Origin of the sequence: Anoxybacillus sp. P3H1B, from assembly GCF_001560855.1 — a bacterium.
GTDB lineage: Bacteria > Bacillota > Bacilli > Bacillales > Anoxybacillaceae > Anoxybacteroides > Anoxybacteroides rupiense.
Genome location: NZ_LPUG01000015.1, coordinates 38477 through 62502, shown reverse-complemented (window position 1 = coordinate 62502; position 24026 = coordinate 38477). Strand labels below are relative to the sequence as shown.

The 24026-nt window shown below is 43.4% G+C and carries 18 protein-coding genes and 1 tRNA gene; 8 read left to right on the top strand and 11 right to left on the bottom strand.

What is annotated here, in order from left to right; translation table 11 throughout:
• Positions 1-236: 236 nt before the first annotated feature.
• Both proB and AT864_RS09465 read left to right on the top strand, forming a co-directional pair.
• Positions 237-1361, top strand: coding sequence for a glutamate 5-kinase (proB, locus tag AT864_RS09470; protein WP_066148564.1), 1125 nt, complete (start codon positions 237-239; stop codon positions 1359-1361).
• 40 nt (positions 1362-1401) lie between these two features.
• A complete protein-coding gene (locus tag AT864_RS09465; protein ID WP_066148562.1) occupies positions 1402-2643 on the top strand; it encodes a glutamate-5-semialdehyde dehydrogenase in 1242 nt (413 codons plus the stop codon).
• A gap of 161 nt (positions 2644-2804) precedes the next feature.
• Here AT864_RS09465 and AT864_RS09460 read toward each other — a convergent pair whose 3' ends face one another.
• Positions 2805-3122: a hypothetical protein gene (locus AT864_RS09460; protein WP_066148560.1), complete on the bottom strand. Its 318-nt coding sequence runs from the start codon at positions 3120-3122 to the stop codon at positions 2805-2807.
• Positions 3123-3366: 244 nt separating this feature from the next.
• Entirely contained in the window at positions 3367-5112 is a 1746-nt protein-coding gene (locus AT864_RS09455) for a methyl-accepting chemotaxis protein (RefSeq protein WP_066148558.1), read from the bottom strand.
• A 224-nt stretch (positions 5113-5336) separates the two neighbouring features.
• Here AT864_RS09455 and AT864_RS09450 point away from each other — a divergent pair.
• Positions 5337-5408: transfer RNA gene (locus AT864_RS09450), tRNA-Ala, on the top strand.
• A 334-nt stretch (positions 5409-5742) separates the two neighbouring features.
• On the opposite strand, the gene AT864_RS09445 is transcribed toward AT864_RS09450, so the two are convergent.
• The 4 genes from AT864_RS09445 to ilvD all read right to left on the bottom strand — a co-directional run bounded on the left by AT864_RS09445 (position 5743) and on the right by ilvD (position 11784).
• Entirely contained in the window at positions 5743-6588 is an 846-nt protein-coding gene (locus tag AT864_RS09445) for a 5'-3' exonuclease (protein ID WP_066148554.1), read from the bottom strand.
• A 159-nt stretch (positions 6589-6747) separates the two neighbouring features.
• Positions 6748-7620 carry a Cof-type HAD-IIB family hydrolase gene (locus tag AT864_RS09440; protein ID WP_066148552.1) on the bottom strand — a complete coding sequence of 291 codons (873 nt, stop codon included), beginning with the start codon at positions 7618-7620 and terminating at the stop codon, positions 6748-6750.
• Between the two features lie 373 nt (positions 7621-7993).
• Positions 7994-9910 carry a FapA family protein gene (locus AT864_RS09435; RefSeq protein ID WP_066148548.1) on the bottom strand — a complete coding sequence of 639 codons (1917 nt, stop codon included), beginning with the start codon at positions 9908-9910 and terminating at the stop codon, positions 7994-7996.
• A 197-nt stretch (positions 9911-10107) separates the two neighbouring features.
• A complete protein-coding gene (gene ilvD / locus AT864_RS09430) occupies positions 10108-11784 on the bottom strand; it encodes a dihydroxy-acid dehydratase (protein ID WP_066148546.1) in 1677 nt (558 codons plus the stop codon).
• 332 nt (positions 11785-12116) lie between these two features.
• Between ilvD and AT864_RS09425 the strand changes: the two genes are divergently transcribed.
• Together AT864_RS09425 and AT864_RS09420 are read left to right on the top strand one after the other, a co-directional pair.
• Positions 12117-12794 (top strand): DUF421 domain-containing protein, encoded by a 678-nt coding sequence (locus AT864_RS09425; protein ID WP_066148544.1) that lies wholly within the window; start codon positions 12117-12119, stop codon positions 12792-12794.
• Between the two features lie 186 nt (positions 12795-12980).
• Positions 12981-13733 (top strand): TatD family hydrolase, encoded by a 753-nt coding sequence (locus AT864_RS09420; protein WP_066148542.1) that lies wholly within the window; start codon positions 12981-12983, stop codon positions 13731-13733.
• Between the two features lie 236 nt (positions 13734-13969).
• Here AT864_RS09420 and AT864_RS09415 read toward each other — a convergent pair whose 3' ends face one another.
• The 4 genes from AT864_RS09415 to AT864_RS09400 all read right to left on the bottom strand — a co-directional run bounded on the left by AT864_RS09415 (position 13970) and on the right by AT864_RS09400 (position 19231).
• Positions 13970-15124 (bottom strand): mannitol-1-phosphate 5-dehydrogenase, encoded by a 1155-nt coding sequence (locus AT864_RS09415; RefSeq protein ID WP_066148540.1) that lies wholly within the window; start codon positions 15122-15124, stop codon positions 13970-13972.
• 1 nt (position 15125) lies between these two features.
• Positions 15126-15563 (bottom strand): PTS sugar transporter subunit IIA, encoded by a 438-nt coding sequence (locus AT864_RS09410; RefSeq protein ID WP_066148538.1) that lies wholly within the window; start codon positions 15561-15563, stop codon positions 15126-15128.
• Positions 15564-17642, bottom strand: a complete 2079-nt coding sequence (locus tag AT864_RS09405; RefSeq protein WP_066148536.1) for a BglG family transcription antiterminator — start codon at positions 17640-17642, stop codon at positions 15564-15566.
• A 176-nt stretch (positions 17643-17818) separates the two neighbouring features.
• A complete protein-coding gene (locus tag AT864_RS09400) occupies positions 17819-19231 on the bottom strand; it encodes a PTS mannitol transporter subunit IICB (RefSeq protein ID WP_066148534.1) in 1413 nt (470 codons plus the stop codon).
• Positions 19232-19525: 294 nt separating this feature from the next.
• Between AT864_RS09400 and AT864_RS09395 the strand changes: the two genes are divergently transcribed.
• Positions 19526-20065 carry a hypothetical protein gene (locus tag AT864_RS09395; protein ID WP_066148532.1) on the top strand — a complete coding sequence of 180 codons (540 nt, stop codon included), beginning with the start codon at positions 19526-19528 and terminating at the stop codon, positions 20063-20065.
• A 449-nt stretch (positions 20066-20514) separates the two neighbouring features.
• Here the strand turns inward: AT864_RS09395 and shc are convergent, their stop codons facing one another.
• On the bottom strand, positions 20515-22389 hold the full coding sequence (shc, locus tag AT864_RS09390; RefSeq protein ID WP_066148530.1) for a squalene--hopene cyclase: 1875 nt from the start codon (positions 22387-22389) through the stop codon (positions 20515-20517).
• A gap of 93 nt (positions 22390-22482) precedes the next feature.
• On the opposite strand from shc, the gene AT864_RS09385 reads away from it, so the two are divergent.
• Both AT864_RS09385 and AT864_RS09380 read left to right on the top strand, forming a co-directional pair.
• Positions 22483-23622 (top strand): DUF2515 domain-containing protein, encoded by a 1140-nt coding sequence (locus tag AT864_RS09385; protein WP_066148528.1) that lies wholly within the window; start codon positions 22483-22485, stop codon positions 23620-23622.
• A complete protein-coding gene (locus AT864_RS09380) occupies positions 23558-24019 on the top strand; it encodes a CBO0543 family protein (protein ID WP_066148527.1) in 462 nt (153 codons plus the stop codon). Before AT864_RS09385 ends, AT864_RS09380 begins: the two co-directional genes overlap by 65 nt.
• The last annotated feature ends 7 nt before the right edge of the window (positions 24020-24026 follow it).

Genomic DNA, 24026 nt, shown 5'->3' with positions numbered 1-24026 from the left:
ATGGAACGTGCAAGAGAGTGGAGCTCGTAGGCTGGAAGGTTCCTCACGGAAAGTTGATTGAACCTGCCCTAATATGGCCGCTTATGCAAACATAAGCCGTTATTCCCGCGTTACTGGGACGAAAGCGGGCGCTTACTTGCGCCAAAAAAGGTGGTACCGCGGAACGCTTTTTCCGTCCTTTTCATAAGGAGGGGAAAAGCGTTTTTTTATGTGAAATTAAAGTAAGGAGGGAAAAAATGAAAAAACAACGAGTGATCGTAAAAATCGGCAGCAGCTCCCTTACCGATTCAAACGGAAAGCTTTCTGAACAAAAGCTGCTCGATCACGTGGAAGCCATCGCTTACTTGAAACAGCTCGGCCATGATGTGATTTTAATTTCCTCTGGCGCTGTTGCAGCGGGATTTTCTCAACTCGGCTACCGCTTTCGACCACAAACAGTGGCAGGCAAGCAAGCGGCGGCGGCGGTCGGCCAAGGACTGCTTATGCAAAGCTATATTTCTGCTTTTCGCTCGTTTGGTATTGTCATCGGGCAGCTGCTCTTAACGCGCGAGGATTTTTATAGTCGGGAACGATTCCACAATTTATTTTCTGCCATCTCTGAATTGCTTGATCGTGGAGTTCTGCCGATTATTAATGAAAACGATTCGGTTTCTGTTGAAGAATTAACATTTGGAGACAACGATTTGTTGTCCGCTCTTGTCAGCGGTTTTTTACATGCCGATGCGTTAATTATTTTAACAGATATTAATGGACTATACGATGGAAATCCAAAAACAGACCAAACCGCAAAAAAGTATCATTTTTTATCGGAAATAACAGATGATTTAATCGAGCAGGCTGGCGGTAGCGGCACCTCTTTAGGAACAGGAGGAATGAAATCAAAGCTGTTAGCGGCACAAAAAGCTCTTTCGTTTGGCGTCAGCGTTTTTGTCGGAACAGGAAGCGGAAAAAGAAAATTGTGTGATGTTTTAGAAGGAAAAGGAGACGGGACATATATTGGCACTCGGCAAGGGCATATGCAAATGCGCAAACAGTGGATTGCCTATCACTCCCAACCAGCGGGGAGGATCGAAATTGACGAAGGAGCAGAAACCGCCCTGTTACATAAAGGAAAAAGCTTATTGCCAGTTGGTGTAACCAATGTATGGGGAGCATTCAAAGCTCTCGATGTCGTGGAAGTGATTAATCAAAAGGGCGAAGTGATCGGAAGAGGACAGGTATACTACTCGGCTGAGGACTTAGTAAAAGTCAAGGGCTGGGCAAGCGAGGCCGCCAGACGCTATTCTATCCACCAGCGTCCAGAAGTCATTCATCGCAATCACTGGGTATGTTTAAAAAGCCCGTCTGTTTCATTGCGTTAAATTAAGAAACGACATGCTTATGACAAAGGAGGCCACCGTCATGAATGAATTGTTGCTAAAAGCTATGCAGTTAAAGCAAGCGGCTAAGTCATTAGCTGTGTTATCGGCATCGGAAAAAAATGAAGCGCTCGCCATCATCGCTGAAGCATTAGTAGCAAAAAAACAATGGATTCTTGCAGAAAATAAAAAAGATATGTCCATTGGCCAAGCAAACGGAATGTCGCCCGCTTTGCTTGACCGTTTACAGTTAACAGAGGAACGAATCAAACAAATGGTCACTGGTATCCAACAAGTGATCGCTTTGCCTGATCCAGTTGGTGAAACGATTGAGGAGCAAACACGGCCCAATGGACTGCAAATCAAACATATCCGGGTTCCGCTTGGCGTGATTGGCATGGTATACGAAGCGCGGCCTAACGTCACAGTCGATGCGGCAACACTCTGCTTAAAAACAGGAAACGCCGTGCTGTTGCGGGGAAGTTCATCGGCCATCTATTCCAATCAGGCACTCGTTTCCATCATGCAAGAGGCACTAAAACATTCTTCTATTCCCCCAGAAGCGGTTCAGCTGCTAGAAGATACGAGCCGCGAAACCGCTCGGAGCATGTTTCGCTTAAAAGAATATTTAGATGTCCTCATCCCGCGCGGCGGAGCCGGGTTGATTCAATCAGTTGTCGAAAATGCCACCGTTCCTGTCTTAGAAACAGGTGTTGGCAATTGTCATATTTTTATCGATCAATCAGCCAAAAAGCAAATGGCAATGGATATTGTACTCAATGCAAAGCTGCAGCGTCCATCCGTATGCAATGCTGTCGAAACCGTCTTGATCCATAAAGATTGGCCGCACGTCGGCGAACTCATCGAAACATTGCACCATCAAGCCGTTGAATTGCGCGGCGATGCCGTCCTCGCTTCTGCTTATCCTTTTATTCAGCCAGCGACAGAGGCAGATTGGCGAACAGAATTTTTAGCACCGATTTTAGCCGTCAAGCTTGTTGAAGACGTAGAAGAAGCAATCCGTCATATTAGCCAATATGGGACAAAACATTCCGAAGCGATTATTTCTGAATGCGCCGCACACGTTCAACGCTTTTTTGAATCTGTTGATGCGGCAGTGCTCTATCATAATGCCTCGACGCGATTCACAGATGGCGAACAGTTTGGGTACGGAGCAGAAATCGGCATTAGCACCCAAAAGCTGCATGCCCGGGGTCCAATGGGTCTGCGCGCCATCACAACGACGAAAACGCTCGTCTATGGCGCAGGACAAGTGCGCGAATGATCGCTCCAATTAATCAGGGGCTGCCCCAAAAGTCAGGAGCACTAACTTTTGGAGCCCCTCTTTTTTCCTCTTTTGAAGCGAATAAAGAATGGAGCAGCAACTATCCGCGAATAAATCCACCTTCGGAATGAATCACTTGTCCAGTGATCCACGCGGCTTCATCACTCGCCAAAAAAACGAATAAGGCGCGCGGCATCACGGGGTGTACCAATCCGTCCGAACGGAAAGTTAAGCAGAAGATGCTGTTTCAACTCCTCGTTCATTCCTCCCAAATCATTCGGACCCTGCGTAATCCCTTTTTCCGTTACTTCAACAACAAATGTTTTCACAAAAGCATCAAGCGCCCCTTTTGTCGCAGCATAAGCTGTCTCTCCGGACATGGGTCCTAAAGATTGTCTAAAGATTGTCCGGATGTCAACAAAATAATGCGCTCCGCCTTGTTGTTTAGAAAATATTTTGGCAAATTCAACGCTAAGCAATATCGGCGCCTTTACGTTTAAATTCTATTGAAAGTAAAGAAAAATGCACCGCCGCCGATATCTCCAAACCTTCATGACCATTCATCACTCACGAATATAGTTTGCTTTAGCAAATGGGTAGCAGCTTGATGAAAAATTGAATCATCCATCAGAGATGGTTAGAAAATTCAACAAAGCGCGGAATTTTCGTTCATTAACAATAAAATTTTTCCATTACGCAATCTATTCGATATGGGTAAAGGGGCTATTTTTTCTCCATTTGAAAAATCGCAACACTTTCTAATAATTCGTTGGCCAGCAATGATAAAGACTGGGCTGCGGATGAAATTTCCTCCATTGCGGCGAGTTGTTGTTCGGTCGCTCCGGCAATCTCGCTGCTTGATAAAACCGTTTTTTCAGAAATATCCTTCATGTGCTCCATGCTTTCTGCCATTTCTTCACCGACTTCAGACATGGAACGCACCGCTGCAGATACAAGATTCACTTTATTCACAGCAAGCTGCGCCGCTTCTTCTATATGAACAAAAACATTCTTTAACTTTTCTGTTGAATCCAGACCTAATTTCACTTTATCTGTACACATAGCTGCGGAACGGACCGCCTCTATTGTTTCTGTTTGAATCGAATCAATCAAGCTTATAATCTGGGAAGCGGATTTTTTGGATTCCTCCGCTAGCTTTCTTACTTCAGCAGCGACAACAGAAAAGCCTTTCCCGTGTTCTCCTGCTCTGGCGGCTTCAATAGCAGCATTTAAAGCCAACAGATTCGTTTGCTCAGCAATATCGGTAATGAAAGCGACAATCCGGCCGATTTGCTTCGATTTTTCGCCAAGCAGTTCCATGATGTTTGAAGTGTAGTCTACAGAAAGGCTGATTTCATTCATTTGTTGCATCACAACATGAATAGAGCCCACTCCTTGAACAGCCGCTTCCATCGCATTTTGTGCGCTTCGCAGCATCTCTTCACTATTTTGTGCTACTTGTTGAAGTGCAGCTGACAGCGTATCAGCTGAATGAGCTGTTTTCCTTATATTTTTTAACTGTTCTTCTGTTCCAGCAGACATTTCTTGTGTAATACGAGCAATTTGTTCAGAAGCGATCGTCGATTGCTCAGCACTTGCTGTCAGCTGCTCAGCAGCGCTCGATACCTGCAGAGAATGAAGATTAACCTTTTTCATAATATGCCGCAAATTATGGACCATAAAGTTAAAATGAGCCGCCAGCATGCCTATCTCATCCTTTGAACGCACCGCTAGCTCTTCGATATTTAAATTTCCATTGGCAATGCTTGAGGATAAATCGGAAACCTTTAGCACCGGCTGAACGATTCTTCGAACAACAAAATAGGTTAAAACAATAGCTGTGAATAGAAAACCAATGATTAAATAGACGAAATTCAACGTCTCTTGCCATGCCTTTTTTTCAATCTTGGATACATCGAAATCTACTCCATACAACGCTAAAACATTTCCTCTATCATCTAATATGGGAGTAACCCCGCTTTTCCACTTTCCAAATTGATTGGTATATATGTCGGTCGTTTGTGCCGTTTTGGTTGTATAGGCTTTGACAACTGCGGTACGAAAGGTCGTTTCATCCGTTGGATATTCAGAGCCAAATGTAAAGCGATCAGAACGTAAGCTGCTGCTAAATACCGGCAGGTCAATACGGCCATTTTCATAAGTAACGAAATACAGATTAGCAACATAGGAATGGGTACTACGAATGGTTTCGTCCATTAATTCGTTGACTTTTAAAGTATCATGGTTTTTTTCGCTCGGTTGATGAATAACAGATTTCACTACCTTTTCATCTACATTTTTCGCCAAAATGGTGCCAAATCCGTTTAGCTCTTTTTCCATGTTGGCTAAATTGCTCTCTACAATAATTTTGTCAGCCAACCAGGCACTTGCGATTCCCATTAGAAAAATAATAGAGCAAACAACGGAAAGCAGCTTCGTTGACAGCGATCGCCTTTTTCTTTTAAACAACGCCAGCACCTCTTTTTACAATGTAATAACACGTTATGGCGTGCATGAAAAAAGGTTCTAGTAAAAACGGCTATCTCTGTCATTTTTTATTTTTTTCTGATGCCAGAATGGGGACATCACTTAATATCGGCGAAGTTGCTTATGATTTGTTGTTTGCTCATAAATCGATCATTGACATTTCTATCTTTTATGATATTATAAATATTGTCCGTAGCTTTAATAACGGGGCATTAGTTCAGGGGGAGAACGCTTCGCTGGCAGCGAAGAGGTCATCGGTTCGAATCCGATATGCTCCATATTTAATGATCAAAAAAGCGGTTTATAGGCCGCTTTTTTATTTTTGTGAAACAGCTTTTCATGGTATCGCGAATTTGATCCGTCAGCCACTCCCGATCAAAAGAGAGAGCGAGCGCCGACAACCATCCCGCTTACAGACAAATGGATGATCTGTAAGTGGGATGGTTCGATCACTCAACCGTCAAAATTAAGTTCTCGATCTACCCATTGCCAACGTCCCGACATACAAAAACACTAATCTATCTTCATATCGCCAGATGATTACGCCTTCCCTACGTATTAACATCTCTAACGCAGAAAAGAAAATGGTCGCTTCATCATTAAACCTGCTACTTATGCTAACATTTGCTTTACTTTCTCCAAGCCAACAAAATCCCCTGTCCATTTCGCTTCTTCAAGACGCAAAGACAGCGGAATCTCGCAATAGATGGTGGCCAGCTTGCGCGATAAATAAAGCATTTCTAAATTCTCGCTAATCTTTTTCTGCTGAGCTTTCGTCAACTGCTCAAGATTTTCGACTAATCCTTCAATAGAACCATATTGTTGGATTAATTTAAACGCCGTTTTTTCTCCGATGCCGCGCACTCCCGGATAATTGTCGCTTGAATCCCCCATAAGCGCTTTGACATCCACAAGCTGCTGCGGTAAAAGGCCCTTCTCTTCATAAAACCGGTCATCCGTATATACTTCATAATGACCGATGCCTTTAGCCAGCAAATAAACGGACACATTCGGAGAAAGAAGCTGAAATAAATCACGATCTCCAGTCAAAATCGAAATGTTCAGCAAACTCCCGTATTGCTTGACAATCGTGCCAATACAATCATCCGCTTCGGCTCCTAATACTCCGATGTTGGGAATTTCGAGCGCAGCGACGGCTTCTTTCGCCAAATCAAATTGCGGCACAAGCTCCGGCGGCGGATCGCCACGATTCGCTTTATAGTCGGGAAACCATTCAGTGCGAAAGGTGGTGCTCCCCATATCCCAGCAGCACACGACATGCGTTGGCCGAATGGTTTGCAGTGCTGCTGATAAGTGCCTGATCAGCCCATGAACCGCATTTGTCGGCACACCGCGGCTGTTTCGCATCCACTGTCCACTCGGAGCAGTCGCATAAAAAGAGCGAAACAATAGAGCCATACCGTCGACTAATAATAAATGTGAATGAGTATTTGTCATGCTTTGCTTATTCCTCTCTATGTATCATTTACTTTTAATGAGCCCATCCATCACTTCATCTACCGGAGGAATCCTTCCTACTTTCTTTATCATAATTTTTCTATTATTCTTTCATACACGGCTTCACCACCATCAAACTGCTCTTTCCTTTTCTTCCTATCAAACAAGCCGTTGGCGCGGTACGTTTCCCTTCTGTACAAGTTCCTCTAAGATCAAAGCGACACCATCTTCATCGTTCGTAGCTGTGATCGAATCGCTTTGCTGCTTCACTGCTTCAGCAGCATTCCCCATCGCGACACGGTATCCCGCAACCGCAAACATCGGCAGATCATTAAGGCTATCACCGACGACCACCGTATCAGACAACCCCATTCCATAATAAGAAGCGAGCTTCTTGATCGCTTCTCCTTTTGTCGCCTGTTGATGATTGATTTCAATATTATTAGGATGCGAAGAAGTAACCGCCACATCCGGCAGCTTCGCAAATTGGAAAGAAGCCTCTTTTAACAAATGGATATTTAAGGAAAAAATAAGAAGCTTATAGACTATTAATGAATCATCATGCCATACTTGGCTAATATCTTCTACATATGTCACACGCGCCTGTTGAAACTGTTTTTGAACAATGCGCTGCAAATCAGGATGCTCTTCCCTTACTTTATAAGCAAGTGCTTCTAGATGTTCGCGATTATGTAAGCCAACGTAGACAGCCGTATTGGTATAAAGTTCACAATATAAATCCGGCTGTGTTCGCACCCATTCTAATGTGGGGATGAATGCTTGCCGATGCAACGGAACCTCGCTCATCACCGCACCGCTTTCCAACGTAATCATCGCACCATTTAAGCCAATGATCGGACAATGAAGACCGGCCCGTTCCAGCGGGAGGTACGCGTCTTTATACGCTCGTCCTGTGGCAATGGCCACAATATGTCCGGCATCTTGGGCTTTTTTGATCGCATCTTTATTTCTCGGACTAATGTATCCCTCTGAATGAAGCAGTGTTCCATCCATATCTAAAGCAATGAACATCGAGCCATTCCTCCATTTCTTTTTAGCTTCACCGCTTGAAAACTCTTTCTCATTATAATACAAAATCCAAGAAAATGAGAGGAATTTACTCTTGATGAAAAATGAGTCTCGCCTTCCCGCACTGGTTTTCCATAAACCAAAAAAGAAATGGCTGGTTGTTCGGTTCTCATCCACAATGGGGCATGACGAGATAAGTCACAAACTCGTCTCCGACCGTCGAGACCATCAAATATAGAGCGCTTTCACCAATAGACAACCCTTCATCTGCTTAACAAAATTGGAGATACAGCTAAAAATTTTGAAAGAGGATTTCTGTGCGTCCCATATATGGAGAGCAAAAAACAGTCGATTCAGCTTATGCGAAAAAAGCAAGCTACACCTCGAATTGAATCTCGCCCGCCTCTTCATTCCATCTTGCACAAACCGCTTTTTTCTCTTCCATAAATGTATAAGTTTTTTTGCCGATTCGAATGACGGTCCCTTCCCACACATGATCCATTTGAATCGTTTCTCCTTTAGGAACTGATAGGACGGTCTTAATTCCAGATGAAGAACCGACCTCTCTCACATAAATCCCCTTTTGTGCATAAACCTCGCCGCCTCTCAACACCCCATGAATGACCAGTTTTCCTCCTGCATAAATATTGCAGTTATAACATCCTTTTCCCGTTATTACCACATCGCCGCTTCCATGAATGACACTATTTAACGCATATGATAATTCAATCGAATCGACAGAAAGCTGTTCATTTTGGCTAATCATCTCTTCTAGGTCGCGAAGCAACTTAGCAAAGCTTTCGTATGCTTTTTGTACTAAAATGCATGTATGTAAACGCTCTCCTAGTTGAATCCAAGCTTCACTTAATTGTTCTCTTTTCGTTTGGCAAATCTCTCGGTACTTTTTCACAGCCGCTTGCAGAGACTGAAATTTTGTTTCGATTAATTTTCCTATCACCCAATTCATGTTTTTACCTTCCACATTGGAGATCACGGTGATCTGCTGAACGGTGACAATCATTCTTTCAAGCTGTTGGCGAATCGTATTCAGTGACTCCATTAATTCTGTAACCGCCATTTTTTGCTCTCCCGAAATGACGGTTCCGCTTATAAGATTTTGATAGATAAAAATGGATTGCTGAGCCTGAATTTTGGCACGGTTGGCATTTTGAAAAATCACAACGCTTCCTTCCGCCTCAACCTCCATACCATCTTGAACATTTCCAATAATTTCGATATCTCCCTTAAAGCGAACATTACCTGTTGAGAGATCGACATCCCCTTGATGGACAAGTTTTGGAATCATGGATACAATAGCCGTACGCCCCTTTTGCACTACTTGAGGCCTTCCAGACTCCACAGCCATTATCTTCACTCCATCTTCTGACATGGCGACCCCCTTTCCAAGTTGAACATGAACTGGAAAGGTATCGCGTACAGGAATCACTTCACCGGTTACTCTTTTTCCCGGAATGCCTGGTTGTGCGGGGTGAATGACTGCAATCACGTCACCCGCTTGAACGCTCGGAACTCCTTCGATTTCACGATAATCTACTGTACCATCCTGGCGCATCTTCGGTTTTTTCGGCTGGTTCGAGCCCGCTTTTACTTCAACCCAGCCGTCCTTTCCTTCCTGAGACGGCGTTCCTTGAGCAATCGCCACATGGATTTTCTCCGTTGCTTGGAGCGCTTCGTTGATGTTTTCTTCAAGAATTCCATGCACAATATGCAACTGCTCTAACCGTTGCGTGATTTCTTCATACGTAACAACCGGTTTTACTTCGGTAAGTATTTGGGCATTTAGTTGCGCATGTTTGGCCGGAGGAAAATCTAAAAGCACGTAGCGTTTGTGTAGTGTCGGCTCGATGAGTAAAGTGGCCTGCATTTTTTGGGAATCCACTGTAATATCCCATGTCCCCTCTATCACTTTTTCTTCCTCTGCATGAACTTCCAATACATCTCCTTGTTTAATGCTAACCACACGGTCTACCTCTTCCCCGTTGCGAAACAGCTTTACTCCTTCCCCAATCGTAATGCTTGGCCCTTCTGAAGAGGAGCGCTGATAAAACAACCTGCCATCTTCCATCCATACTTTAGCGTCTTGATCGTTTAATTCATCAACAGAAATTTTTGTTATTTTTACGATCGCTTGTTTGGTTGATAATCCAAATAAACGCTTTTTCTCGTGCTGAATGATTTCGATAGAAACCTGTTCGCGTGTGGCTTGCAGCTGTTCAAGTCCTAGACGGATCGCTTCATCCAATGTATTTCCTTTTGAAATAATGCTTTCCACACCTGCTTCTCCTCCTTGATGGATACATATTCCTTTATTCTTATAATATATGACTTTTATCCTTACGTAGCAGTGCCAAAAGTCGGACAATTGATGATTCTTCCTATATTTTTGTTGTCATCTTTAAGCAAAACAGAAGGTGAGATTCCTCTGCTGAGAATTCCCACCTTTGCTTTAGTGATCTATTATTCCGTTTGTTAGATTTTCATAATTCCACCTGTACTTGCTGAGGTGACAAGCTTTGAATAGCGGGCGAGGTATCCCGTTTTCACCTTTGGCTCAAATCCTTTCCAGTTCGCTTTTCGCTTCTCCCATTCTTCTTCAGAAAGCTGAACATCAATCGTTCGCGCAACAATGTCGATCACAATATAATCACCATCTTCTACAAAAGCAAGCGGTCCCCCTTCTGCTGCTTCCGGCGATACGTGTCCAATGGATAACCCGCGAGAAGCTCCGGAAAAACGCCCGTCCGTCACAAGCGCCACTTTCGGTCCAAGCCCCATCCCAACAATTTGTGATGTCGGCGCAAGCATTTCCGGCATTCCAGGACCTCCCTTCGGTCCTTCATAGCGAATAATGACAACATGGCCTGGCTTCACTCGTCCTCCCGCAATCCCTTCAAGTGCTTCCTCTTGGGAGTTAAAAACGATGGCCGGGCCTTCATGACGCGTGATTCCTCCCTGAATGCCCCCTGTTTTTATAATCGCGCCATCTGGAGCAAGATTGCCAAATAAAACAGCCAGTCCACCCGTTTCTGAATGCGGCTGATGAATTGGGCGAATGACCTCATGGTTTGTTACTTCACAACCGGAAATATTTTCTCCTAATGTTCTTCCCGATACGGTCAGCGCATCAAGATGAAGCGTTCCTTCTTTTTTCGCTAGCTCGTGAAGCACTGCTGACACTCCGCCTGCTTCATGCAAATCCTCGATATGTATATCAGATGCTGGCGCTAATTTCGCTAAATGCGGCACACGAGCAGCCACTTCGTTGATGCGCTCCAACGGATAATCGATCCCTGCCTCGTTCGCAATCGCGAGTGTGTGTAATACGGTGTTGGTCGAACCGCCAAGCGCCATATCGAGCGCAAATGCATTGTCAATCGCTTTTTCCGTCACAATATCGCGCGGCTTAATGTCATGCTCAATTAAATACATAAGTTGTTGAGCCGAGCGTTTTACGAACTCTTTGCGAGCCGGGTCAACAGCTAGAATCGTTCCGTTTCCTGGAAGCGCCAAACCGAGCGCTTCAGCCAAACAATTCATGGAATTGGCTGTAAACATTCCTGAGCATGATCCACAGGTCGGACAGCCATATTGCTCTAGCTCTTGCAAGCCTTTTTCATCTATTTTTCCTGCTTGATACGCTCCGACCCCTTCAAATACTGAAGAAAGCGAAATTTTCCGGCCGTCGCTCGTCACCCCCGCCTTCATTGGTCCACCGCTCACAAAGATGGTCGGAATATTTAAGCGCATTGCTGCCATCATCATTCCAGGAGTAATTTTGTCGCAGTTCGGAATGCACACCATGCCGTCAAACCAATGCGCCGATACCACCGTTTCAACGGAATCAGCAATGATTTCACGGCTTGGCAGTGAGTAACGCATGCCGATATGTCCCATTGCAATACCGTCATCAACACCGATCGTATTCATTTCAAACGGCACTCCGCCTGCTTCACGAATCGCTTCTTTTACAATTTTCCCAAACTCCTGTAAATGAACATGTCCTGGAATAATATCAATATAGGAGTTCACGACAGCAATAAATGGTTTGTCAAAATCCTCTTCTTTTACTCCGGCTGCTCTTAACAAACTTCGATGTGGGGCACGGTCAAATCCCCTTTTAATCATATTGCTTCTCAATTGCTTCAACTTCAATCCCTCCATATACACCCTTTATATTTTAAGTATTGTATCACTTTTTAGAATAGATTGACAATTATTTGTTTCTCTCATTCAACAACATCATGCTACTGTGAGGCGTTTGGATGATCCAGTAACTAGATTTCCTCGCTTTTCTGCCGGAGTTTAGCCATGCCATTCTATTTTTAAGTAAAACAGTGCGCTACGATATAGAAATCAGAGTCTGTAAAAAATAAAGCGGCTTCTTTTCCATTGAGTAATAAGATAAGCAACATAATTTGCACTCACCTCGCCCATAATGAAAATAGCAAGAATGGACAAGGCGAGGAGGCGCGAACATCATGAAGATTACAGAATTGACATTGGAATTGATCGTCGGATTTATCTTGTTATTTCTTGTCGTAAAAGTGGCTGGAAAAAAGCTGATTCATCAAATTACACCGTTTACCTTTATTTCCGTCATTGTATTAGGAGAATTGCTTGGAAATGCGCTTTATACTGACCATGTGCATATTTGGTACATTATTTATTCAATCACCTTATGGGGAGCCCTCCTCCTGCTCGTAGAATATATCAACCAAAAATGGCTGGCGTTTCGCCTTATCGCTGAGGGAAAGCCAACCGCATTAATTCGCAATGGAATCATCGACTATGAGGCATTGAAAAAAGCGCGCTTAACCCTTAATCAATTACAAAGCCTGCTGCGCCAAAATGAAACATTTTCGATCAGGGAAGTTGCTTTTTGTTACTTAGAAGCTGATGGATCGCTCAGTATATTAAAAAAATCGTCTTACCAAAAGCCGAAAAAAGAGGATTTTCACTTCCCGCCACAGCCTGTCCACATTCCAACTACAATTATCCGAGACGGACAACTATTAATGGACGAGCTACGCGAACTGGAAAAAAGCGAAGAATGGCTATTAGAGGAGCTTCGTTCCCGTGAAATAACAGATTACAAACATGTACTGATCGCTGAGTGGCTAGAAGGAGACGGATTATTTGTGCAGACATACCAATGATGCGGCATTGCTTGATCTGTTCATAAACGAGCCCCTGATTTCTCTCGCAAAAAGCCAATATCGTTGTAACATATAATTTTAACCAGTTGCTTGGCGACCCTTTCTGATGCTTGGTACAATAAATATGTGACGGGTGGAGTAGAAACATCTCCTTCGCCAAACTTTTTCAGAGGAGTAAGTGTCCCTATGATTGATGCTCATATCCATCTTGATCAATACGATCAAATTGACGAGCGAATAAAAACATGGCAAGAAGCTGGCATCTCAGGAGTTGTTGCAGTCTCGACAGATTTGCCGTCGAGCTACCGGACATTGGAGCTGAAGCAGCGATTTCCATCGTTCGTATACGCCGCGATTGGCTTTCATCCAGAACAGCCACTTCCTCATCCACAGGACTGGGAAGAATGGGTTCATCTAGTACAAAAAGAACGCCCAAAGCTGGGAGCGATCGGGGAAGTCGGGCTCCCTCATTACTCGGCAGACGCGACCACCCGTTATCAAAACCATTGCGAGCGTTTCGAGCAAATCGTGCAAATCGCTTCCTCCCTTTCTTTGCCATTGGCTCTTCATGCGGTATATGAAGGAGCCCAAACCGCTCTTTCTATTTTACAAAAATATGCCGTAAAATACGCTCATTTTCATTGGCTAAAAGCAGAAGCTTCTATTATCAAGCAAATCGTCCGATGCGGCTACTATATTTCCGTCACTCCAGAAGTTTGCTATCGTGAACGCGACCGAAAACTGTTATCCTTTGTACCGATCGAACAGCTGCTTTTAGAAACGGATGGACCTTGGCCATTTGCCGGCCCGTTCAGCGGTATGGAAACATCTCCTTTATTGTTAAAGCATTCGCTGCAAACAGTAGCCGCGTTATACAAGCAAGATGTCGAGACTGTAAAAACCACAATCGTTTCCAACACCAAACGCATTTACCGTTAAGTTTCACCGCACAGACCAAGCGGGGTGCTCCCTGCTTATAACGACTCCATCCATTTATTTACAGTATACAAACGAAAAATAGACCATTCCGCAACATGCGAAATGGTCCGCGATTTTATGATGGATGATCGTTTCCTTTGTTGTCTCCATCAAGAGAACTCTTTGTTATGTTTTCACGCTTTTCAATGAAACCTTATGAAACAACTGTCTCATCGCTGATCGGGGAATGTCTCCATTTATTGCTTCGCTAACGTAGCCGCTTCTGTCTTAACAGCCGTTATCAACGGATGCCCAAGCTCTAATCCTGCGTAGCGGGACAACGCCCCTTCGATGCCCATTTGTCGAATCGTCTCTTGCAACTCCACCGCTTCTGTATCTTCTTGATAATCAAATTGTAAGAGAGCGGCGATTCCTTTGACGAGCCCTGATGGGATTTCATGAAACAAGTCATAATATTGTTTGGCAGGGCTGATGAGGCGATCGTTCGGACCAAGCTTGCGAATCGGCGAACGCCCTACTCTCGTCACCTCATCCGTAATCGCAGAGTTCGTGAATCTTTGAACAATTTTTTCGATATATATTTGATGTTCATCAACATTCCATCCATACTTTTGAATGAGTACTCGTCCAGATTCATTGAGCGCCTTCACCACGTCAGCATAAATCTCTTCGTCCTTCATTGCCTCATTAATCGTGAAAAACTTTTTGCAATAACCTAAATAAGCGACAAGGGCATGCCCTGTATTCACGGTAAACAATTTTCTTTCAATATAAGGAGGCAATTCATCGACGATGCGTACTCCTTCAATTGGCGGAATGGTTCCGATCATTTGCTTCGCTTCAATGACCCACTCAAAAAATGGCTCCACCGTAACAGAAAGCAAGTCCTCATTTTGTTGATTTGGAACGATGCGGTCAACGGCACAGTTCGGGAAACCGCAATATTGGCTGGCCATTGTTTGCTCTTCTTCGGATAATTTTTTCCATATATGCTCTTTTAAAAAGCTGCTGCCGCCAATCATATTTTCACAAGCAATGATATGAACAGGAGTTCGATTCACCTCCAAGCGCTTGCGAATCCCTTCAGCGATCACAGGAGCAATCAGCGGCAATACATTCGGCCCGACAGCTGTCGTAACGAAATCTGCTTTCGCGATCTGCTGAAGCACAGCTTCGTGATCCTTTACACTGTGCAGCGCTGTCACATGGTAAACGTGTTGCTCTTCGATTTGTTCTCCGGCAATAATAACCCGATAGTGCCGCTTTTCTTGCAGCTCTTGAACAATCTCCTCGTTAACATCCACAAATACGACTTCATAGCCCGATTGCGAAAGTAGTTGGCCAATAAAACCTCTGCCGATATTTCCAGCACCAAAATGAACGGCTAACACGTTAATTCACCCCGTTTAAAAGCTGAAGAATCTCTTCCTTCTCTGTCGCATGAATCATCTTCTCCACATTTTCTTCCTCTGAGCAAACAATGGCGATTTTCGATAAAATCTCTAAATGCTCATTTTCTTTGCCGGCAATGCCAATTAATAGCTTGACAATGTTTCCTTCTCCAAAATCAACACCATTTGGAACTTGAACAATCGAAAGACCAGGTTGCTTCACTAATTGCTTCGCTTCTTCTGTTCCGTGCGGAATCGCCACAAAATTCCCCATATATGTCGATGTCATCGCTTCTCTTTCAAACATTTTCTCAATATATACCTCGTCCACATAGCCTTGCTCTACTAAAATCGTTCCAGCTAAACGGATTGCTTCTGTTTTATTTGCTACTTCTGCATTAAGAACAATGTTTTCTTTTTTCAAAATAGTCAATGTCATTCACTCCTTGCGATTTTGAAGATGCTGATAAAAAAAGATTTCTAAATGCTTTCCTAAAAAAGAATGAAGTTGCTCGGCCGTTCCTTTTGAAAACAAACGCACACTTTCTTCATCTTTAATAATGAGAGAGCTGATTTGACTCAATACCGATAATGCTTCTTCTGGAGCATCGCTTGGCGCTAAAAGCAGCAAAAGCCGCTCTACATCCATTGGTTGATGATGCATTCCCATCACGGTTTGTGGATGAGCAAGCTCATACATTGTAAACGAAGGGACAGAGATAGCCAGACTGCGTGTGTGATAAAGCGCTAACGGCGTCTCAGGAATGCCTAATCCGCCAATTTGCTCTCTGCGCATTAATTCCGTTAGGACTTGCTCCGCCTCTTGGATGATTCCTTTCTCTTGCAGGCGGCCACACGCTCTCTCTAACACTTCGTGAACCGAGCGCGCTTGTACAAGCTGTAACGTAAATCCATGAAGAAGCTGGACAATCGTTTCGCTCATCGTTTGAATGGCGTTCATTTTTTGAATCGTGTTTCTGGAAACGTCCACCTGTTTTTGGCGGCTGACCGCTTTCTTGTTTTTTAAAAATTGCCGAATGGCAGCAGCTTCTTCCTCCTGAAGCATAGGACTGACAAGAAAATACGGTTCACTCAATCCAGAAATCGGAATGGTCGACACAATCAAATCGTATTTGCTCATATCAATACGATTTAGCTCAAAAAATGATCGTTGTTCAATCGCTGAAATATCGGGTATTTCTTTTTTCAGGCGCGTCGCTAGTATTTTTGCGGTTCCTAACCCGCTTGAGCAAACGACTAAAGCATTCAGACCTTTCTTTTCCCTGAGCAGTGCAGACGCAAAATGAAGAACCACATAACCAATTTCCTCTTCTGGAATGTCCATGTCGAGAAAAATGGCATGCATTCCTTTTTTAACAATTTCAAAAAGCTCGAAATAATCTTGACGAATTCTCTCAAGCAATGGATTCGTAATTCCCATATTATGCTGGATGCGGTATAAAGCCGGCTTTAAATGAATGATCAAATCCTCATATAAAGGATAATCGCCCGTCAAATCGACACCGATCTCTCGGCCGACAAAACGAATAAGCTCTTGCACTTTTCTGCCGATTTCTAAGCTTCCTTCTTCCAGCATATATCCACGACGATCGCGAAATTTCGCCCCCATTAAATGCATCGTGATATAACCAATTTCCTGTTCAGGAATCACAAGCTGAAAGGCCGATTCTAAAGATTTGGCTATTTTTTCTGCCATTTCATATTCTTTTGTTGTCCGGATCGTTTCTAGATACTGTTCTTCAAAATTGATTTCTTCTCCTTGCATAATCCGTTCAATCGCTAGTGCAAGATGGATCACTAACGCTACATAGGAACTATCCGCAATCGTAAAGGGGAGATCGTCCTTCATCATTTCAATTTGCTTTTCAATAGTAAACAGCTTTTTCTTATCAACAAGACCAAGCAGCTTTTCCGTAATGGCGCTTAATGTATCATTTGCTGCGTCTGCCATGGATTCCTTCATAATTGTCAAAAATTCGGATTCATCCAAATGATGCAGCAATAATTGGCTGATCATTTTTCGTTTCGCTGATTCCGATCCGACGATTTCCACGCCATATCCTCGTTTACGGATGAGCGAAAGGCCATCTTTTTCAAGCATTCCTTCGATTTTATCCAAATCGTTGCTGATCGTGGCAACGGTGACATTTAAATCATGCGCAAGAGATAAAAGTTTGACAGGTTCAGCATTTTCTAATAAGGCAATTAAAATCATCGTTTGCCGCTCTTCCGGTGTGTATTCAGCATGCGATAAACCAAAAAGGTATGCCTGCAGTTCTTTTTTGACATGCTCTTCCCCTATAATTTGGATGCCTACTCCCGCCTTTTTCACCAAGCGCAGCCCGCTTTCAGTTAAAATTTGTTCAACCCCCTTTAAATCTCGATGAATGGTACGGTTGCTGACATCCAACTGTTCCGCAAGCTCGCCTACTGTGATTCCCTTGTCATTAGATAATAAAATATCTAATATTTTCCTTTCCCTTGCTGATATATACACGATAGCCACCTCCCATCTTCAGCAACTATTGGAGTATAGAACGCACCAAAAAAATTGTAGACCTTGTTTAAAGAAGCAACAACAAATTGAAAAACTATTTTCGTCCTTGCACTTGTTGCCATTTTTAAAAAACGTGGCAAAAAGATAAGCCTTCCGCTTATCTTTTTGCCCAGTCACTATTTACTTTCTTTCAACATTTGAACAAGCTCATCATATTTCGGGCTGCCAAGGAAATTATCAACAGAAACATGATAAGCATTCGGCAATTTTTCTTTTGCGCGGCTCGTTAAGTTTTGATGTGTAATCACAACATCCGCATCTGATGGAAGCTGGTTGATCGATGTATTCGTCACTTCAATATCGAGTCCCGCTTTTTGCACTTTATTTTTCATAATGGAAGCTCCCATGGCGCTTGAGCCCATCCCTGCGTCGCAAGCAAATACAATTTTTTTCACATCGCCTAAAGTGGCCGGTTTCGGCTGTGTTTGCAATGCAGCCGCCACTTCACTTTTCTTTCCTTTTAATTGTTGCATTTTTTCAGTCGCTTCATGCAAATCTTCCTGTTCTGCTTTCGCAGACTTTAAGAAAAAGGATGCGACGATGAATGAAACCGCTGTAGCCACTAATACACCAGCTAACACACCGAAATAATTTCCGCGCGGCGTCATGGCAAGTAAGGCAACAATACTACCTGGTGAAGGAACCGCGATCAAGCCCGCATGGAAGATCGTGAAGGTGAGCACCCCGCTCACTCCACCGGCAATGGCTGCTAAAATCAACACCGGACGCATTAAAATATATGGGAAGTAAATTTCATGAATTCCGCCAAGAAAATGGATAATAGCGGCACCAGGCGCTGATTGTTTCGCTGTCCCTTTTCCGAATAACCAGTACGCTAACAAAATACCAAACCCTGGGCCCGGATTCGTTTCAAGCAAGAATAAAATCGACTTTCCATCCTTTGCTGCTTGTTCGATACCAAGCGGACTTAAAATTCCGTGATTGATAGCATTGTTTAAAAATAGTACCTTCGCAGGCTCAATAAAGATATTAGCAAGCGGCAACAGCTTCATATTAATAATAACTTCTACTCCAGCCGCTAATGTTTTATTTAGTCCTAAAACAACAGGTCCTACTCCTTTAAATGCTAATAGCGTTAAGGCTCCGCCGATAATCCCGGCTGAAAAGTTGTTGACCAGCATTTCAAAGCCTTGCTTGACTTTTCCTTGAACAAGACCGTCAAATTTCTTAATTAAATAGCCGCCAAGCGGTCCCATAATCATCGCGCCAAGAAACATTGGGATATCCGCTCCGACGATAACCCCCATGGTCGCTGTCGCACCCACTACTCCGCCGCGAACATCATAAACCATTTTTCCGCCTGTATAACCGATTAATAATGGCAGTAAATACGTAATCATTGGACTTACGAGTTTCGCTAATGATTCATTTGGAAGCCATCCTGATGGAATAAATAAAGCGGTAATAATTCCCCATGCAATAAATGCGCCGATATTCGGCATAATCATTCCGCTTAAATAGCTACCGAACCGCTGTATTTTGACGCGGAAATTCGCTTGCTGTTCCATACGTTTTTCCTCCTTACTTAAGTTGTATGACTATAGTTCTATGTTAAAGCGCTTACACCTCATATTCAATGTAAAGTAAATATCATTTTGTCTGACATATTCTTGTCAATATTTAAAAACGGTCTTAACCGCTATATTGTCTCGTAATCCCTAGAAATATTTTGGTCATTCCTTCCCATTTTCATGTTATTTTCACCATGGCTTGATATATTTAAGCGACCAACAAGAAGTATGTGTACAGAAGAGGTTCGTCTCTAAACACCACATAAACCGAAACGATGGAGTGAGAAAAAAATGAAACGACTATTTTTATTAGTGATGTTTATATTCTCCCTTGGGATCTTTGTATCTGCTAATACTACAGCAGCGTGGGCAGCAGACAGCGGAAATTACGAAAAACATGATCAAAGAGAAGGAGGGGGACACCGAGAAGAAAAAGAGGCAGGAGGATTGATCGGCTGGGCAGCTGTTGCAGGAATGACGGCCGCCTTTTCGATCTTTCCTCTCCGTCGAGCAGGCAAAGCACTTGCTACCTCGTTTCCAAAGCAAAAAAATGGAATCAAACGGCTTATGCGTTTCACCACAAAATGGCATATACCTATTGGAGTAAGTGCTTTTATATTCGCTTCAATCCATGGCTTATTGATGTACCTATCTAAAGAAGAACTAAGAATACGGGAATATATCGGAATTAGCTCAGTAGTTCTTTTAGCTGTCGCGACTATTTTCGGATTTGCTCTTTCAAAAAACAAAACAAAACAAAAACTGCGCCAAGCACACAAGGCGCTTCTGTTGCTAACCGGTATTCTAGCAATCGTGCATATTGTCCTATAAACAAGCCGTGCAACAGGCAAAACCCGCAAACCATATTCCCTGATCATATTATAGCGCTGCTATATTGTGTAAAAACAATACACCCACCATACGAAAATGGTCAATTATGCATACGCAGACAGCCTTATGTCACTTGATCGTTTTCCTTTGCTAAACTATATCAACAATTGAGGGGGAAGTTGACCTTTCGGCTATGTTTTGGACAAAATTCGTTCTCCATTCCCTTGGCTATTAAAATAAAGGCTTTCCCCCATCCACTGGAGAATAAAGAAAGAAACCAAAAAGGATAGAGAGAACGATAAGGGCCCTCCTCAAGAAATCGAAAGGCTATCATCGCGATGAGGGACACCAAAATAAGCGTATGTACGAGCGCTACCAAGCTCTCTCTTTCTTTTCTTGCCTGATTTCATTCGCCGCTCGCCTTTCTAGGAATCGAGCACTCTATAATGTTAAGACTTTTGCGAAGTAAACGATCCGTATTTCTTCTCGTAATGGCTCAACGCCAAAAGCGGAAAAACGTAACGATAACTGTGATAATGAATATAAAATCCCCCTGCCATCCCTTGACCGGTCGGATAAGAGACCGTCCAATCTTTGCTATTGAGCGATTGTTGCAAAAAACGAAGCGCCGCTTCCATTTCAGGAATAGGCTGATCGAATACAGCAACCAACGCATCAAGAGCCCATGCTGTATGAACTGCCGTGCTAGTCCTTAGCGGTATATACGCTTTAGCGCTGTCACTTTTACAAGATTCTCCCCAACCGCCATCACTGTTCTGAATACTTAACAGCCACTTAATCGCTTTTTGCATCGACGAGTGCGTGGAAGGAACCCCGACAGCAGCCATTCCCGTTATCGCCGCCCATGTGCCGTACAAATAACAAATTCCCCATCTCCCATACCAAGAACCATTTTTTTCTTGATGATCCATTAACCATTCTACTGCATAAGCAACAGTTGGATGATCTTTTGTTAAACGTGCAAATGTACCAAGAAACTCCAAAGTTCTTCCCGTTAAATCGGCCGTTGATGGATCTGACAGCAAAAACTCCGCCCCATCGATTGGCAAATAACGCCATAGACGACGATCTACATTTTTTTCAAAAGCAGCAAAACCGCCATCATCATTTTGCATAGAGAACAACCAACTGATCCCTCTGTCCCACGCTTGACGAAACGCTCCTTCTTCTGATGCCATTCGGTAAATCGCTCGTAAAGAAGCGGTCGTATCATCAAGATCCGGATTGATCGTATTGATATCAGAAAATCCCCATCCTCCCGGTGGGCTGTATGGGTTATGTATCGCCCAATCGCCATATCGATAGTGCTGACGAGAAAGCAGATAGTGATTCGCTTTTTGAATGGCATCGTCTGTCGGCGGCACTCCTGCTTCCTGCAATGCATAGCTGGCTAATGCTGTATTCCATACATGTGCCGTCGTATATTGTATGTGCGTCTGTCCATCAATGGTACAACGAAAATTTTTTAATCCCTCAATGGCTTGAGCAATCACAGGATGGTCTTTGGAATATCCTTCTGAAAGAAGCGCAAAAATCATTAAAAAAGTGGCGCTGAAATAACTATAAAAAGTTCCATCTGTCTCTAAATGTTTCAACATATACTGAATCGCGCGCTGCTTCGCTGCCGCGCGAATATGCGCAGGCCATCCAAGAATCGATTGTTTCACATAGGAAAGAAACCCGCGGTCTATACGCATCTCTCGCCAGTCCTCTCCCTCCCCGCGCATTCCCAATAACTCCGAAAGATTGGGGCTTTTGCTCGTTTTCCGGCTGTATTTGTTATCCAACAAAACTAAGAGTGGCGTGAGATTAGCCCGCCCGTATACCGAAATATCAAAAAAGTGCAGCGGAAATGAAGGTGGTAAAAGCAAAAATTCTAATGGAAGCGGGAAAAACGGTGGCCAGCGATACTGTCCCGTCAAAGCTAGCATAAATTTCGTAAACATATGAGCATTTTCGATCCCCCCCATTTCTAAAATCCGTCTTCTCGCTGCTCGCAAACGGGGATCGCTTTTTCGCCGGTAACCAGAATAAAGTAACGCATAATAAGCCTCGACTGTTGCGCTTACATTTCCGTCTCCCTCATCATAAAATAGCTTCCACGCCCCATTATTTTCCTGCCTGCTTTCAATTCGTTCCACCAGCGATTGGATAAGTTGTTCATCATTTATTTCTAAAGAACGTAATAAGATGATCATATAAGCATCTGTCGAAATACCTGTTTCAAACGGATGGCGCCATGATCCGTCAGAAGCTTGCGCCCGTTTTAACAAAGCGACCAATCGGTTCCGTTCATCCGGCATTGCCTATCTCCATCCTTTTCCTGTAATCTCACCGCTTTCTCTTTCATACTTATTCGTATAGAAGCCAAATGATTCACAGAAGGAGTGATTCGCATGTGCTGGTTCAAGAAGAAAGCTCCTTCCCTTTCTCCCTTTCTCGTCGCTATTCAAATGGAGTTGAAAAAGAAAAAACGAAGAGGCAATCGCATAACTGAACAAGATTTATCCGCGGAAGAAAGGAGTTTACTACGACAAATTCGCGTCCGCACACAAATAAGCAATGTGAACAATATTACAAGAACCGCCGCCTATCTTGATTTTTATCAGAGGCATCGCGAAATTCATTGGGCATTTTTAGGCCATATGGTTTCACGAAACGGCGGCTGGAATATGACTGACTTAAAAGGAGAATGGCTGCTTGCTTTGTTGGCGGAAGAGGAGCAGCAAGCTTTTTTTTCTTTTTTAGAAAGAGGCAACTGGTTGATTTTTCAAGATATTTATCCGCAATTTTTGCTGTATGAAGAAAGTAAAAAACGAGGAATCCCTTTATTTTATCTTTTACCATGTTTTCATGTGTCATTATTTATGGAAACGATTTGGAATCATTTTTGGCGCTACAACGATCCATATATCCTTGCCATCGCCCTCGTCATTAATGAGCAAAGCTATTTAGAAAAACGGGTCATTCAGCATCCTGCCTTTCAAAAAAAAGTCTTTGAAGCACTTGAATTTAAAATCCAGGACTTTTTCAGTCTTAATCACATTTTATTTCCGTATGAGGATGAACAAGGTCAGACGTTGCTAATGGGTGAAACGATTCATCACTTTCAGTCGCTACATGAGCGAATCATGCTCGGCAAACGGCTATATGCTCTATTATTCCAAGACAACGATACATTGGAGAGAGCCGTGCGTTGGGCATCGTGCCATCCACACACAGGAACGAGAAAAGACTACTGGCCACATCTATTTAATGATGTCCGTGAATCGCTGCCCGGCCAGCCATACCGCCGCAGAATAAAAGATTGCCAGATTGCACAAGGAGAGCCGCGCATTTATAGCCCGCCGCTTTTGTATGTTTGGAAAAATGTCGAGCATCAAGAAGCGGAACAAGGAGATTGGTTCACAGACCCAAGCGTTGTCCATTATTTAGCAAAAAACAGCGAATGGTTGAATGGAGAGATCTCAAATGCCTATTGTAAAACGCTCGAAAAATTGGAGCTGGCAGCCGCCGCCAAAAGCCACTTATTCTAGTTTTTTTAGAAATGAAACGAAGCGGGCCTATATCGCTTCTTCCCTTCTTTCATCTTGGCTTGGAACATATTTGGATTTATACTTCACAGGAAAAGGATGGTATACTTTCCCTCAACGTCCGCTGGCTGCGATTTTTCCCATCCATATTCTCTTTGCAACACTAGGACTTTCCGCCTTTTCCCTGCTTTTTCTTTTCATTATGACCAAGCTGCAGCCTTGGCAACGAAGTTTATTCGTGGTCGCTCTAAGCTTTTGGATGGCTCTTTTGGAGGCAGGGGCAGAGGCTGCAGGCTGGTTGATTCATACCTCTCAATGGAGCCACACCTATTCTTTTATAGGATATTGGCTATTTATCAACATCGTTTGGCGTTTTTTCCGCTGGATGTGTTTTTGGTGATAGGAAA

Bases quoted from the DNA above. Each gene is read 5' to 3' on its own strand.
- AT864_RS09400 (WP_066148534.1), bottom strand. From the start codon at position 19,231: ATGGAACAGCAAGCGAATTTCCGCGTCAAAATACAGCGGTTCGGTAGC.
- shc (WP_066148530.1), bottom strand. From the start codon at position 22,389: ATGCCGGATGAACGGAACCGATTGGTCGCTTTGTTAAAACGGGCGCAA.
- AT864_RS09465 (WP_066148562.1), top strand. From the start codon at position 1,402: ATGAATGAATTGTTGCTAAAAGCTATGCAGTTAAAGCAAGCGGCTAAG.
- AT864_RS09395 (WP_066148532.1), top strand. From the start codon at position 19,526: ATGAAACGACTATTTTTATTAGTGATGTTTATATTCTCCCTTGGGATC.
- AT864_RS09445 (WP_066148554.1), bottom strand. From the start codon at position 6,588: ATGACAAATACTCATTCACATTTATTATTAGTCGACGGTATGGCTCTA.
- AT864_RS09380 (WP_066148527.1), top strand. From the start codon at position 23,558: ATGCCTATTGTAAAACGCTCGAAAAATTGGAGCTGGCAGCCGCCGCCA.
- AT864_RS09410 (WP_066148538.1), bottom strand. From the start codon at position 15,563: ATGACATTGACTATTTTGAAAAAAGAAAACATTGTTCTTAATGCAGAA.
- AT864_RS09385 (WP_066148528.1), top strand. From the start codon at position 22,483: ATGTGCTGGTTCAAGAAGAAAGCTCCTTCCCTTTCTCCCTTTCTCGTC.
- AT864_RS09440 (WP_066148552.1), bottom strand. From the start codon at position 7,620: ATGTTCATTGCTTTAGATATGGATGGAACACTGCTTCATTCAGAGGGA.
- AT864_RS09420 (WP_066148542.1), top strand. From the start codon at position 12,981: ATGATTGATGCTCATATCCATCTTGATCAATACGATCAAATTGACGAG.
- proB (WP_066148564.1), top strand. From the start codon at position 237: ATGAAAAAACAACGAGTGATCGTAAAAATCGGCAGCAGCTCCCTTACC.
- AT864_RS09425 (WP_066148544.1), top strand. From the start codon at position 12,117: ATGAAGATTACAGAATTGACATTGGAATTGATCGTCGGATTTATCTTG.